At 43.9% G+C, this 13,768-nt stretch carries 11 protein-coding genes; 10 read left to right on the forward strand and 1 reads right to left on the reverse strand.

The window, feature by feature from the left end:
* The first annotated feature begins 387 nt into the window (after positions 1–387).
* From groES to kimA, 3 genes are all read left to right on the forward strand, one after another.
* The gene (gene groES, locus LFYK43_RS11170) at positions 388–672 is read left to right on the forward strand and encodes a co-chaperone GroES (RefSeq protein ID WP_124978317.1); all 285 of its coding nucleotides are present in this window, start codon (positions 388–390) and stop codon (positions 670–672) included.
* Positions 673–717: 45 nt separating this feature from the next.
* A complete protein-coding gene (gene groL, locus LFYK43_RS11175) occupies positions 718–2,346 on the forward strand; it encodes a chaperonin GroEL (RefSeq protein ID WP_124978319.1) in 1,629 nt (542 codons plus the stop codon).
* A gap of 330 nt (positions 2,347–2,676) precedes the next feature.
* A complete protein-coding gene (kimA, locus tag LFYK43_RS11180) occupies positions 2,677–4,509 on the forward strand; it encodes a potassium transporter KimA (protein ID WP_124978321.1) in 1,833 nt (610 codons plus the stop codon).
* A gap of 43 nt (positions 4,510–4,552) precedes the next feature.
* On the opposite strand, the gene LFYK43_RS11185 is transcribed toward kimA, so the two are convergent.
* Positions 4,553–5,209 carry a YigZ family protein gene (locus LFYK43_RS11185; protein ID WP_124978323.1) on the reverse strand — a complete coding sequence of 219 codons (657 nt, stop codon included), beginning with the start codon at positions 5,207–5,209 and terminating at the stop codon, positions 4,553–4,555.
* 59 nt (positions 5,210–5,268) lie between these two features.
* On the opposite strand from LFYK43_RS11185, the gene LFYK43_RS11190 reads away from it, so the two are divergent.
* The 7 genes from LFYK43_RS11190 (at position 5,269) to ftsX (ending at position 13,577) form a co-directional block, all read left to right on the forward strand.
* Positions 5,269–6,603: an ATP-dependent helicase ComFA gene (locus LFYK43_RS11190; protein ID WP_124978325.1), complete on the forward strand. Its 1,335-nt coding sequence runs from the start codon at positions 5,269–5,271 to the stop codon at positions 6,601–6,603.
* Positions 6,596–7,288, forward strand: a complete 693-nt coding sequence (locus tag LFYK43_RS11195) for a ComFC family protein (protein ID WP_124978327.1) — start codon at positions 6,596–6,598, stop codon at positions 7,286–7,288. The genes LFYK43_RS11190 and LFYK43_RS11195 overlap by 8 nt, the downstream gene beginning before the upstream one ends.
* 155 nt (positions 7,289–7,443) lie before the next feature.
* Positions 7,444–8,001 (forward strand): ribosome hibernation-promoting factor, HPF/YfiA family, encoded by a 558-nt coding sequence (gene hpf, locus LFYK43_RS11200; RefSeq protein ID WP_124978329.1) that lies wholly within the window; start codon positions 7,444–7,446, stop codon positions 7,999–8,001.
* 267 nt (positions 8,002–8,268) lie between these two features.
* The gene (gene secA, locus LFYK43_RS11205; RefSeq protein WP_124978331.1) at positions 8,269–10,632 is read left to right on the forward strand and encodes a preprotein translocase subunit SecA; all 2,364 of its coding nucleotides are present in this window, start codon (positions 8,269–8,271) and stop codon (positions 10,630–10,632) included.
* A 118-nt stretch (positions 10,633–10,750) separates the two neighbouring features.
* Positions 10,751–11,870 (forward strand): peptide chain release factor 2 gene (gene prfB, locus LFYK43_RS11210; RefSeq protein WP_124978333.1). Its coding sequence is split into 2 segments (ribosomal slippage): positions 10,751–10,822 and positions 10,824–11,870, totalling 1,119 coding nucleotides; the frame shifts between segments, so codons are not numbered across the junction.
* A 143-nt stretch (positions 11,871–12,013) separates the two neighbouring features.
* The gene (gene ftsE, locus LFYK43_RS11215) at positions 12,014–12,697 is read left to right on the forward strand and encodes a cell division ATP-binding protein FtsE (RefSeq protein WP_124978335.1); all 684 of its coding nucleotides are present in this window, start codon (positions 12,014–12,016) and stop codon (positions 12,695–12,697) included.
* Positions 12,690–13,577: a permease-like cell division protein FtsX gene (gene ftsX, locus LFYK43_RS11220; RefSeq protein WP_124978337.1), complete on the forward strand. Its 888-nt coding sequence runs from the start codon at positions 12,690–12,692 to the stop codon at positions 13,575–13,577. The genes ftsE and ftsX overlap by 8 nt, the downstream gene beginning before the upstream one ends.
* Positions 13,578–13,768: the final 191 nt, after the last annotated feature.

The following is a 13,768-nucleotide window of genomic DNA, read 5'->3' on the forward strand; positions in this document are numbered from 1 at the left end:
AAATTTTGACTAATTCAGCTACAATATTATTCATGGGGCTATTATCCTCTTTTCATGTTTTGTGCTGATTACATGTATAAGGATAATAGTCCTTTTTGGTGTTAAGCAAGCACTATTTTTAGCCTGCACGACATTGTGAACTTTCAAACTAGAAGAAAAAGCCCTAATTTTTTAAAACCAACCAAAACTTTACACTTAGTGAGCGGCCAAACTCCAGCTTAGACCTTCAAAAGAAATATTTAAAAAAATAATTAAAGTTAGCACTCCGGGAGGCAGAGTGATAAAAAAGGGTTGCAAATTGGAAATAAAGTGTTTATGATAATAACTGTAATTGAATTAGCACTTAACGATAGTGAGTGCTAAAAAAGAAAATTGGAGGGATCTAGAGTGCTGAAACCATTAGGAGACAGAGTTATCCTTGAAGTGACTGAGGAAGAAGAACAAACAGTTGGTGGGATCGTTTTAGCAAGTAATGCTAAAGAGAAGCCGCAAACTGGCAAAGTGATTGCTGTGGGTGCAGGTCGTACCCTTGACAATGGTGAAAAGAGTGTCCCAGATGTTAAAGTTGGGGACTCAGTAGTCTATGATAAATATGCTGGAACTGAAGTAACTTATGAAGGCGATAAGTATCTGGTCGTTCGTGCTAACGATATTATTGCCGTTGTAGAATAACTTTAACAAGCTGAAACTCTAATTCTTTGATGAGGTGAAAAATTAATGGCTAAAGAAATTAAATTTTCTGAAGATGCACGGGCTAAGATGCTCGCAGGTGTAGATAAATTAGCGAATACAGTTAAATCAACGATCGGTCCTAAGGGCAGGAACGTTGTCTTGGAACAGACATACGGTTCCCCAACCATTACTAACGATGGTGTAACAATTGCTAAGAGTATTGAATTGGAAGATCATTTTGAAAACATGGGTGCTAAGTTAGTTGCAGAAGTTGCTTCTAAAACTAATGACATTGCTGGTGACGGGACGACAACTGCTACTGTTTTAGCACAAGCTATTGTCACAGAAGGTATGAAGAATGTTACCGCCGGTGCTAACCCTGTTGGGATCAGAACCGGGATCGACAAGGCAACTAGAGCCGCTGTGGAAGCATTGCATGAAATGTCGCATGATGTTTCTTCAAAGAGCGATATCAGCCAAATTGCTGCCGTTTCCTCTGCCAGTGAAGAAACAGGTAATTTGATCGCTGAAGCGATGGAAAAAGTCGGCAATGACGGTGTAATTACGATCGAAGAGTCAAAAGGGATCGATACATCACTCGAAGTTGTTGAAGGGATGCAGTTTGATCGCGGCTACTTGTCACAGTATATGGTGACTGATGAAGATAAAATGGAAGCCAACTTGGACAATCCATACATCTTGATCACAGACAAGAAGATCTCTAATATTCAAGACATTTTGCCATTACTGCAAAATATCGTGCAGCAAGGCCGTCCTTTATTGATCATTGCTGATGATATCGAAGGCGAAGCTTTGCCAACATTGGTTCTCAACAAGATCCGCGGGACTTTCAATGTCGTTGCTGTTAAAGCCCCAGGCTTTGGCGATCGTCGCAAAGAAATGCTGCAAGACATTGCGATCTTGACTGGTGCTACTGTCATTACTGATGATTTAGGTTTGCAATTGAAAGATACAACGATCGATCAATTGGGGACTGCAGGTAAAATCACTGTTGACAAAGAAAACACCACGATCGTTGAGGGTGCTGGCAACAAGGATCAAATTACAGAACGTGTTGCACAGATCAAAAAACAGATCAGTGAAACAACCTCTGACTTTGACCGCGAGAAGTTACAGGAACGTTTGGCTAAGCTGGCCGGCGGCGTTGCTGTGATCAAAGTTGGTGCTGCAACTGAAACTGAATTAAAGGAACGTAAGTATCGGATCGAAGATGCTTTGAACTCAACTCGTGCCGCTGTTGAAGAAGGTTTCGTTCCGGGTGGCGGAACAGCCTTGATCAATGTGATCGATAAGGTTGCTGCTTTAGAAGAAGACGGTGACGTGCAGACAGGGATCAACATTGTTAAGCGTGCTTTGGAAGAACCAGTTCGCCAAATTGCATTTAATGCTGGGCTTGAAGGTTCCGTGATCGTTGAGAAATTGAAGAGCGAGAAACCGGGGATCGGTTTTAACGCTGCCAATGGTCAATGGGAAGACATGATCAAAGCTGGGATCGTTGACCCAACTAAAGTTACCCGCTCGGCCTTGCAAAATGCTTCCTCCGTTGCTGCTTTGTTGTTGACAACAGAAGCTGTTGTAGCTGACAAACCAGATGAAAAAGACAATGCAGGTGCTGGTCAACAACCAGGTGCCGGCATGGGCGGTATGATGTAATCAGGATCGTAAAAAGCCAGGAGCTTGCTCCTGGCTTTTTTTGTGGGAAGAATTATTTTCAAGCTGCTTGTTTCTTCAATTATCAGTAGTGATCTCTCACGCCAAAAATATGCGGACATCATTTGGCCAAGATCTCTTTGCAAAACTCTTTGCCAAATGATGCAACAAAAGCTTGCACTTTGGTGTTTGAATGGAGTAATATAAGATTCGCATTTTGAAAAAGTCTTTTCATAAATATGTTTTCTGCAAAGTTCTTTTTCTTTTGAATATGGTGTAGAATTAAGCTATTTTAATCAGGAAATTAAATTTAGGCCTAAAGGAGTAAATAATATGTGGCGTTACTTAAAACGTTTGCTGATCGGCAAACCTTTGAAAACTAACGATGAGGGCGGTCAAGCTCTAACTAAATTTAAGGCTTTGGCATTACTTTCTTCAGACGCATTGTCGTCAGTTGCTTATGGGACTGAACAGATCACAACTACCTTATTGGTTTTATCAGCCGCTGCAACATGGTATTCCGTGCCTGCGGCTGCGATCGTATTGATTTTGCTCTTTGCGATCACGATGTCTTATCGTCAGATTATTCATGCCTATCCTTCAGGCGGGGGAGCTTATGTGGTCGCCACCAAAAATTGGGGTGCAGGGGCCGGCTTAATGGCCGGAGGCTCGCTTCTGGTAGATTATATGCTGACCGTGGCGGTTTCAGTGACCTCTGGAACAGAGGCGATCACTTCTGCCATTCCTGCTTTGCGGCCGCATGCTGTTTTACTGGCAGTTTTGATCGTGATCTTTATTATGACATTAAATTTGCGCGGCATGCGCGAGTCAGCATCATTCCTCACTGTGCCGGTCTATCTTTTCGTCGTCATGATCGCGGTGATGATAATCTGGGGTCTGGTCAATATCGCGACAGGCAATATCCATTACAGTGCAGCGGCTGATCTGGGAGCACCGGTTCAGGGCATGACTCTGGTGTTATTCTTGCGGGCATTCTCGGCGGGGTCTTCATCCTTAACGGGGGTTGAAGCAATTAGTAATGCAGTTCCGAATTTTAAACGGCCGCGCAGGAAAAATGCTGGCAACACTTTAGCGATCATGGCTTTGATCTTGGCAGTATTTTTTGCAAGTATTACCTTTTTGAGTTTCTATTTGGGTATTTTACCGAACAGCCAAGAGACTGTTCTCTCCCAGATCGGTTCCGCCATTTTTGGCCATGGAGTCTTCTATTACCTTTTACAGCTTTCGACCGCGATGATCTTGGCTGTGGCAGCTAATACTGGATTTTCAGCTTTTCCGATCTTGGCATACAACTTAGCCAAAGACAAATATATGCCGCATATGTTCATGGATAAAGGGGACCGTCTGGGCTATTCAAATGGGATCGTAGCTTTGGCTCTTGGGGCTATCGTCTTGATCTTTATCTTCCATGGACAGACAAATCTTTTGATCCCGTTATATGCTGTTGGCGTTTTTGTCCCATTTACGCTCTCGCAGTCAGGAATGATCATTCACTGGTTCCGCGAGCGGGGCAAGCATTGGATCTTAAATTCCAGCTTTAACTTTTTAGGTGCTGCGATTTCCTTGGCACTGGTCGTTTTTCTATTCTGGCTGCATTTTTCCAATGTTTGGCCATACCTGATCATTATGCCAGTCTTGCTGTATGGTTTTTATCGGATCAGACAGCATTATGTACGAGTCGCCGAACAGTTGCGGGTCAATGCCCAAGTTCAGCAGCTGCATGATTATACGGGCTCGACCGTCGTTGTTTTGGTCAGTTCTGTGACTCACGTAACGACTGGCGCAATCAATTACGCCCGTTCGATCAGTAAAAATGTGATCGCAATGCATGTTTCTTTTGACACTGATCCTAAAAAAGAACACGAGACGGCTAATGAATTTAAACAAGCCTTTCCAGAGGTTCGTTTCGTCGATCTGCATTCTTCTTACCGTTCTGTTGTGACACCGGTGGTTCGTTTCTGTGATGTGATCGCGAAAAACTCTTCTGAACGCAATGATTCAGTGACAGTCCTAGTTCCGCAATTTGTACCGCGTAAGCCTTGGCAAAATATTTTGCATAACCAGACTGCGCTTCGGTTGCGGAACTCACTTAATACACGTGAGAATATCATTGTGGCGACCTATAACTACCATTTGAAAAAATAGTGAGAAAAAAAGTGTTTCCGTCGTTTCTGCGGAAACACTTTTTTTAATATCTGGGTGGCTGATCTTTAGTTGACCACGGCAGCTCATGATATTTTTCTTGGCCCTTGGTAAAAGTTGCCTGGGCATTTAAAAAGTCGTTGATTGCTGCGGTTTTGGCTGCATAATCTGCCGTATTAATGGCAATTGTGATGGTCACTTGATCGGTAAATTGTGTATCTATAATGGATAACTGCTGTTTTTCTAAAAAATTGGTCAATTTTCCTTGCAACGGGTAGGCGATGGTGATCGCAGCTTCTGTTTGCGGCTGTCTGGCAACGATACCGAGCTGTTCGATCGTCTGAGAGGTGGAGTTGCTGTAAGCCCTGATCAGACCGCCAGCTCCCAATTTGATCCCGCCAAAATAACGAGTCACAACGGCGGTGACGTTTCGCAGTTCTAATTGCTGCAAGACGTTTAATATTGGTTTACCGGCGGTCCCGGAAGGCTCACCGTTGTCATTTTGTTTGACGACCTCGTTTTTCATGCCTAAGACATACGCATAACAGTTATGATTTGCCGAGGCGTGTTTTTGTTTAATGTGGGCAATGAAATCTTCCGCTTCTTCTTGAGTTTCAGTCCGCGCGATATTACAGATAAAACGTGATTTTTTGATATCTATTTCAAAGCTTCCGGCAGTTTTGACGGTTAAATATGGCTGCATTTGAAAATTCCTCTCTAAAAATTGATTTTTTTGCGTATATATACTATGAGGTGGTAAAAATGGAGCTGGCCGATTTGTATGGCAGAGTCCTGCTGGAAGAAGAGATCCCGGCGGATCTGCGTGTTTTGCTGAAAGACGCTGCTTATCCTGCGATGGTAGAACAAGGTAACTATATAAAATGTCAACGCTGCTTGTCAAAAATCCCCAAACACGAGGTCATTTTGCCAAATGGAGGCTATTACTGTCCAGAGTGCATTCTCTTGGGCAGGGTGACGTCAACGGCTCAATTATATCATTTACCAGAACCTAACTCATTTCCTCCCATGCAGCATTCTCCCTTGAGCTGGCAAGGAAGTCTGGCACCTTGGCAAGAAGAAAGTTCTGCTCAGATGAAAAAAGCAGTTGACCGGCCGGGCGAATATTTATTATGGGCGGTAACTGGTGCCGGTAAAACCGAAATGTTGTTTGCTGCACTAGAAAAAGCCTTGCTGCAGGGTAAAAGGATCTGCTTGGCGTCTCCGAGAGTTGATGTCTGCAACGAATTGTACCCCCGGATCTGTGCGGCTTTTACTGGTTGTTTGCCGGTGCTTTTACATGGACATAGTTCACTTCCCTATCACTATAGCCAATTGACGATTTGTACGACCCATCAACTATTACGCTTTAAAGAAGCATTCGATGTATTGGTGATCGATGAAGTCGATGCTTTTCCATTTGCCAACAACCAGATCCTAGAGCAAGCGGCGCAGCGTGCTCGTAAAAAACAAAGTACAATGGTCTATCTGACCGCAACTCCCAGCGCGCAGCTGCTAAAGCGGGTCAAACAGCATCAGCTGGCTGTATCCTATTTGCCGTTACGTTTTCACCAGCATCTTTTGCCGCTCCCGCGCGTTTTTCTTCAGGGTTCTTGGGAGAAAAAAATTACCGGCGGGATCTTGCCGCGAAAAGTCGGGCGGCTTTTACGAGCTTGGAGTCAGGAAAAATTGCCTTTTTTGGTGTTTGTTCCCCAAATCAAGCTGCTTCAGCCAACTTTACAGGCTGTGGCTGCGGTCGTCGGCCCAAAATATCAAGGGACAACCGTTTTTTCAGCCGATCCAGCCCGGATCGACAAAGTCCAGGCATTGCGCAGCCATCAGTTAAATTATCTGGTAACGACCACCATTCTCGAGCGTGGGGTCACTTTTCCTCGACTAAACGTCATGGTCCTTGGAGCCGATCAGCCGACTTTTTCTGCTGCCGCCTTGGTTCAAATTGCCGGCCGAGTGGGACGTGATCAGGAGCGTCCGAACGGAGATGTGGTTTTTATCTGTTCTGATCCTGCCAAAAATGTCAAAATGGCGCTCCACCAGATCAATGAAATGAATTACAAGGGGATGAAGCTTTTAAATGGCTAAGTGTTTGCTTTGCGGCTGTTCAATTTTTCAGCCGTTAACTTTAGAATGGCTGTTGTCTTTACAACCTGTGCAGTTACCGGTTGTGTGTCCTGCTTGTCAAAAGGAGTTTGAAACACTGCGTGGTCAAATGGTTTGTCCGGGTTGCGGCCGGCTGCAAAAAAATGAAGATTTGTGTCCGGACTGTCAGCGCTGGTCCAAGATGGGGGAGTTGGAATTGTTGAATAACCGGGCACTATACCGCTACGACCAAGCGATGAAAGATTATATGCAGCGCTATAAATTTGCAGGAGATTATCGCTTTCGTTTGGTGTTTCAAGACCAGTTTTCACGATTTGTTCAGGAAAAAAGTGATCCCCATAGGGTGCTAGTCTTGATCCCAGTGGATGAGCAAACAAAGCGCAAACGCGGTTTTAACCAGGTCCAAGGACTGCTTGCCGGTTTCAATGCTTTACAGCTGTTAGCGTTTCGCCAAAAAGAAGAACGGGTCAAACAGTCCACCAAGACACGCAAGGCCCGGATGGAAACCAGGCAGCCGTTTGTCTATGCTGGGAAAAAAGATTTAAATGGTCAAGAGATCCTATTAGTTGATGATATTTATACCACAGGCAGGACTTTGTACCACGCTAAACATATTTTGCAAGAGCACGGGGCGGGTGCCGTTCATTCCCTGACGCTAGCGCGTTAAGCGAACAAATTCTTAAATATTTTCACCGGTAAAAAGAGAAAAATTTGTTTATTCAACCGCTTTCTATTATAATTGATTTGTAGATGAGATATCTGAAAATTCAGATATCCACCCACTGGAAGTTAAATTTCCAGTTGTGAAAGGAGAGGTTGACCATGTTAAAAATCAACGTACGTGGTGAGAATATTGAGGTGACAGCAGCTTTACGCGGGTATGTTGAAAAGAAACTTACCAAGCTGGAGAAGTACTTTGAAGATACCTCAAATTCAACTGCTCATGTTAACTTGAAGGTATACTCCGACAAAAATGCTAAGGTCGAAGTAACGATCCCGTTGCCGTACTTAGTGTTGCGGGCAGAAGAAACATCACCTGATATGTACGGCAGTATTGATTTGGTAACCGATAAACTTGAGCGGCAAATCAGAAAGCATAAGACAAAGATCAACCGTAAATCACGGGAAAAAGGCTTTAAAGGTCTCGATTTCGAACAGCCGACGGCGGCTGAACCTGCACCAGAACAAGATGAAGACGATATTCAAATCGTCCGGACTAAAAATATTGCTTTAAAACCGATGGATAGTGAAGAAGCCGTTTTACAAATGGAAATGCTGGGACATAACTTCTTTATCTATGAAGATTCGGAAACAGAAGGGGTCAACATCGTTTACCGCCGCAATGACGGACGCTACGGTTTGATCGAAGCAGGACAATAATTGAATTGATCAGTTAACTGCAGGAGAGCATGCGAAGTGCTCCCCTGTTTTTTTGAGAAAAAAGAGGGGAGCGAGACTAGGAGCTCAATTTGAAGCTCAGAAACCGCAAGCTTTGCAATGGTGTTGCGGGTACTTAGGACATGGCAAAGAGCTAACTTTTTTGTTTTCATTTGTATTTAACAATGCTAAAATGTAATTTAGTGTATTGTAACTTAAAGCTTAAAAATATTTGAACTGAATTATGTAGTTAAAGAAGGGAATTATTTCATGGCAAATGTCCTGAAAAAATGGGTTGAAAGCGATAAAAGAGAACTGAAACGGTTAGATAAGATTGCTGAAAAAGTTGAAGCTTTTGCTGCCGATATGGAGGCAATGTCTGACGAAGAACTGCAGGCTAAAACACCGGAACTGAAAGGGCGCGTCCAGGATGGCGCGACCTTGGACGACATCTTGCCGGAAGCTTTTGCGGTCGCACGTGAAGGGGCTCGGCGCGTTCTTGGCTTGTATCCGTTCCATGTGCAAATTATTGGCGGGATCGTCTTACATGAAGGCAACATCGCTGAGATGAAGACTGGTGAAGGTAAGACATTGACGGCGACGATGCCAGTCTACTTGAATGCATTAGCGCAACAGGGTGTGCATGTCGTTACGGTCAACGAATATTTAGCCTCACGCGATGCGACTGAAATGGGCGAATTATATAATTGGCTCGGCTTGACAGTTGGCTTGAATGTCAATGGTATCTCTGCAGAGGAAAAACGTGCAGCCTATAACTCTGATATCACCTACTCAACTAACAGTGAGCTAGGGTTTGATTACCTGAGAGACAACATGGTCGTTTATAAGGATGATATGGTTCAGCGGCCGCTGAACTTTGTAATCGTCGACGAAGTGGACTCGATCTTGATCGATGAAGCCCGGACACCGCTGATCATCTCTGGTCAAGCAACAGGTTCGACTAAGCTCTATATTAGAACAGACAGGTTTGCAAAAACTCTGACTAAAGAAAAAGATTTTAAAGTCGATTTGGAATCTAAGACTGTTTCTTTGACCGAACAAGGGATTCAAAAAGGCGAAAAGTATTTCGGGTTAACCAACTTATTTGACCCGGATAACACTGCGTTGAATCATCATTTGGATAATGCTTTGCGTGCTAACTATATTATGATCAATGATAAAGATTACGTGGTTCGTGATGGCGAAGTTTTGATCGTTGATCAATTTACCGGACGAATCATGGACGGTCGGCGTTATTCGGATGGCTTGCACCAGGCCATTGAAGCTAAAGAACGGGTCACAATCGAGGAAGAGACCAAGACAATGGCCAATATTACCTACCAGAACTTCTTTAGAATGTACAAGAAGTTAGCCGGGATGACTGGGACGGCGAAAACCGAACAAGAAGAGTTCCGTGAAATATACAACATGGAAGTTGTTGGGGTCCCGACCAATAAACCAGTTATTCGTGATGATCGGCCAGATCTTTTATATCCGACCCTAATTAGTAAATTTAATGCCGTTGTTGAAGATATCAAGACGCGTCATGAAGCCGGCCAGCCGATCCTAGTGGGGACGGTCGCAGTCGAAACTTCCGAATATTTGTCTGCTTTACTCGACAAAGCAGGCGTGCCGCACGCGGTATTGAATGCTAAAAACAATGCCAAAGAAGCTGATATTATTACTAACGCTGGTCAGCGAGGAGCAGTTACGATCGCAACCAACATGGCTGGTCGTGGGACTGATATTAAATTGGGACCTGGTGTGACCGATGTGGGCGGTTTAGCTGTCATTGGGACCGAACGTCATGAGTCACGCCGTATCGACAACCAGCTGCGCGGACGCTCAGGGCGGCAAGGCGATCCTGGTGTCACACAATTTTATTTGTCCTTGGAAGATGATCTGATGTTGCGTTTCGGTTCTGATCGGATCAAGGATCTTTTGCACAGGATGAAAGTTGAAGACGATGATGCAATTATTCAATCGAAGATGATCTCTAAGCAGGTGGAATCTGCTCAGAAACGGGTCGAGGGTAATAACTACGATACTCGTAAGCAAGTTCTTCAATATGATGATGTTATGCGTGCTCAGCGTGAAGTGATCTATGCTCAGCGTCAGCAAGTCATCATGGAAGATGAGTCCTTAAAGCCTGTCATCATGTCAATGATCAAACGAACAGTTGCGCATACTGTGCAAGTTCATACTCAGGGCGAACGAAAAGACTGGGACTTGCAAGCAATCGTCGACTTTGCAGTTGCCGTGATGGTTGATCAAGATAGTATTTCAGTCAACGACCTAGCAGGCAAAAAGCCTGAAGAGATCATCGACTACCTGATGAAGAGTGCCGAAGAAAATTATCAGGAAAAAGAAAAACAATTATACGATCCAAGTCAGATTTTGGAGTTTGAAAAGGTTGTTGTTTTGCGAGTCGTTGATAGTCGTTGGACTGATCATATAGATGAAATGGATCAGCTGCGTCAATCGATCGGTTTACGTGGATACGGCCAATTGAATCCACTGGTTGAATATCAGTCAGACGGTTATCGGATGTTTGAGGAAATGGTTGCTAACATCGAATATGATGTTACTCGTCTCTTCTTGAAAGCCGAGATCCGTCAAAATATTAAACGTTAATAAGTCTCAAAACGGGCTAGGCGCTTGCAAGCCGAGGCCCGTTTTTTTGGGAGCAGGACCGTAGCTGGTGCAAGCTGGCTGGTCAATACTGTTCACCATAAGAAGGAGGGATCTAAGAATGGAAATCAGCGATTACAAACGCGAGATCAATCATTTACAGAACCAACTGACAGACTTTAGGGGGTCTCTTTGACCTCGAAGGTCTGAAAGAATCAATTGCTAACAATGAAGATAAGATGGCAGATCCAAGCTTTTGGGATGATAACCAAAAAGCTCAAGCTGTGATCGACGCTAATAACAGTTTAAAAAGCAAGTATGATAATTTTCACAACCTGCAGGAAAGCGTTGAGGAACTTGATGTCTTGCTTGAACTGGCAACAGAAGATCCGACGGATACAGATATTTCTGCGGAGTTGGAAGAAAAAATGCCAGTTGTTAGTCATCGGATGGAACAATATCAGCTGACACTGCTTTTGAATGAAAAATATGACCAGAATAATGCTATCTTGGAGATCCATCCCGGTGCAGGCGGGACGGAATCACAAGACTGGGGAGCGATGCTGTTACGCATGTACGACCGTTGGGCGGAACAACACGGATTAAGTGTTGAAACTGTCGACTATCAGGAAGGTGATGAAGCAGGGATCAAGAGTGTTACTTTACTGATCTCTGGTGACAATGCTTTTGGATATTTACGCAGTGAAAAGGGAGTCCATCGCTTGGTCCGGATCTCTCCTTTTGATTCAGCCGGACGTCGCCATACCTCATTTGCCTCAGTGAATGTGATGCCGGAACTATCCGATGATGTTGAAGTTGATCTACGTCCTGAAGATGTGAAGATGGAAGTCTTTCGCTCTTCTGGTGCCGGTGGGCAGCATATCAATAAAACATCTTCAGCAGTGCGCTTGATCCATATCCCGACTGGATTGGTGACCTCTAGTCAAGCCCAGAGATCGCAGTTTCAAAATAAGGCAACAGCAGAAAAAATGCTGAAAGCTAAACTTTATCAGCTGGAAATGGAGAAAAAAGAAAAGGAAAGGGCTCAGATCCAAGGCGAACAGCTTGATATTGGCTGGGGTTCGCAGATCAGGTCTTATGTTTTCCACCCTTATTCAATGGTCAAGGACCATCGCACTGATCATGAAACAGGGAATATCCAGGCTGTCATGGATGGCGACCTCGATCCGTTTATCAATGCTTATCTGCAGTGGAAGCTGCAACAAGAAAATCCACAGTAAAACAGGGTGCAATACATCAAGAACAAGTCGCAAGTCGGCTTGTTTTTTATGCAATCTTTTTGTAATAATAATGTTCTGTTAATTGGCAAATGAATAATGGTATACTGAAAAAGTATGAAAAATTATGTGGAGGAAATGTTCTCTTGATCGAATTTAAAAATGTAGTGAAAGACTATGGAAATGGGGTCCTTGGTGCTGACCATTTGTCGGTGCGGATCAACCAAGGCGATTTTGTTTATGTCGTTGGCCCAAGTGGTGCCGGTAAGTCGACTTTTATCAAATTAATGTATCATGATTTGACAGCCACTTCTGGTGAGATCCGCGTTAATAACTATAATGTAGCAGCCATCACCAATAAAGAAATTCCTTTTTTAAGGCGTGAACTTGGGATCGTATTCCAAGACTTCAAGTTATTGCCGCGTTTGACTATTTTTGAAAATATTGCTTATGCATTGCAGGTGATTGAAAAACAGCCTGAAGAAGTCGAAAAACGAGTTAACGAGGTCTTAAAACTTGTCGGGTTATCGGACAAAGCCCAGAATTTTCCAAATGAGATCTCAGGCGGCGAACAGCAGCGTGTGGCGATCGCCCGTGCAATCGCTAACCGCCCGGGGATCTTGATCGCTGACGAGCCAACGGGGAACTTGGACCCTGATACTTCTGAAGAAATTATCAATATCTTGGAAAATATCAACCAGGATGGGACGACTATCGTGATGGCAACACATAATAGCAACATGGTCAATGAACATAAACACCGGGTCCTAGAAATTTCAGCTGGTAAGCTAACCCGTGACCAAGAAGGGGGAGTTTACGAGAATGAATAAGTTAACTTTAAAACGTCATCTAACTGAAAGTTTGCGTAATCTGAAACGAAACGGCTGGATGACTGCGGCAGCAGTTGCAGCTGTCACAGTAACATTGCTTTTAGTCGGAGTTTTATTTTCGATCCTGCTAAACGTCAATAAAGTTGCCAGTGACATTGAAAACGATGTTGAAGTGCGGGTTTTTATCGACCGTAAAACCACGGCACCGCAGCAAAAAGAACTCAAGCAGGAACTGGCCAAGGTCAAAGGCGTTAAAAGTATCAGCTTTTCCAGTCGCAAGAAAGAATTATCTAATGTAGTTGGAGCTTATGGTAAGGAATTCCGCCTTTTCTCCGGTGATGATAATCCTTTATACGATGTTTTTGTTGTTAAGACTGACCAGCCTAAGAATACGATCAAAGTTGCTCACACTGCCGAAAAACTTGACCATGTTTACCAGGCACAGTATGGCGGCGCATCAGCCAAAAAGCTGTTTAAAGTTGTCTCTGGCGTCAAGCGTTGGGGGATCATTATCAGTATCTTGCTTCTCTTCGTTGCTGTATTCTTGATTTCTAATACAATTCGGTTGACGATCTTATCCCGCAAAAATGAGATCTCGATCATGCGACTCGTTGGTGCCACTAACAGTTATATTCGTTGGCCCTTTATTTTGGAAGGCGCCTGGACCGGACTATTCGGATCATTGCTTCCAATTCTGGCAGTTGATTTTAGTTATGGCTGGATGTACAAGGTCATCTCTGCTTCTTTACGGGGAACCAACATGTCATTGTTAGTCCCGCATACGTTCTTGATCGAGATCGACCTCTTATTGGCTGTGATCGGAGTGGGGATCGGTGCTTTAGGTGCTGGTTTATCCATGGGCCGCTTCCTTAAACTCTAAATTTATAATACTTAACCACTTAACCTGACTAAATCGGGACTACGTCAAATAGTGTTGATGGTCTCTGAAACTCTATCTTTTAGATGGGGTTTCTTTTTTCTCAATTGTTAAGTCAGTGTCTTTGCTTTTTCTCTTTGTCAGGAAAGGCTGTGCCGGGGGAGGCAAGCCTTTCCTGACAAAGAGTTATTTTT

This window comes from Ligilactobacillus salitolerans, assembly GCF_003864415.1.
In the GTDB taxonomy this organism is placed as follows: Bacteria; Bacillota; Bacilli; order Lactobacillales; family Lactobacillaceae; genus Ligilactobacillus; species Ligilactobacillus salitolerans.

What these genes read in the sequence shown, in the direction of transcription:
- groL (WP_124978319.1), top strand. Translation starts at nt 718, where the DNA reads ATGGCTAAAGAAATTAAATTTTCTGAAGATGCACGGGCTAAGATGCTC.
- kimA (WP_124978321.1), top strand. Translation starts at nt 2,677, where the DNA reads ATGTGGCGTTACTTAAAACGTTTGCTGATCGGCAAACCTTTGAAAACT.
- LFYK43_RS11185 (WP_124978323.1), bottom strand. Translation starts at nt 5,209, where the DNA reads ATGCAGCCATATTTAACCGTCAAAACTGCCGGAAGCTTTGAAATAGAT.
- LFYK43_RS11190 (WP_124978325.1), top strand. Translation starts at nt 5,269, where the DNA reads ATGGAGCTGGCCGATTTGTATGGCAGAGTCCTGCTGGAAGAAGAGATC.
- LFYK43_RS11195 (WP_124978327.1), top strand. Translation starts at nt 6,596, where the DNA reads ATGGCTAAGTGTTTGCTTTGCGGCTGTTCAATTTTTCAGCCGTTAACT.
- hpf (WP_124978329.1), top strand. Translation starts at nt 7,444, where the DNA reads ATGTTAAAAATCAACGTACGTGGTGAGAATATTGAGGTGACAGCAGCT.
- secA (WP_124978331.1), top strand. Translation starts at nt 8,269, where the DNA reads ATGGCAAATGTCCTGAAAAAATGGGTTGAAAGCGATAAAAGAGAACTG.
- ftsX (WP_124978337.1), top strand. Translation starts at nt 12,690, where the DNA reads ATGAATAAGTTAACTTTAAAACGTCATCTAACTGAAAGTTTGCGTAAT.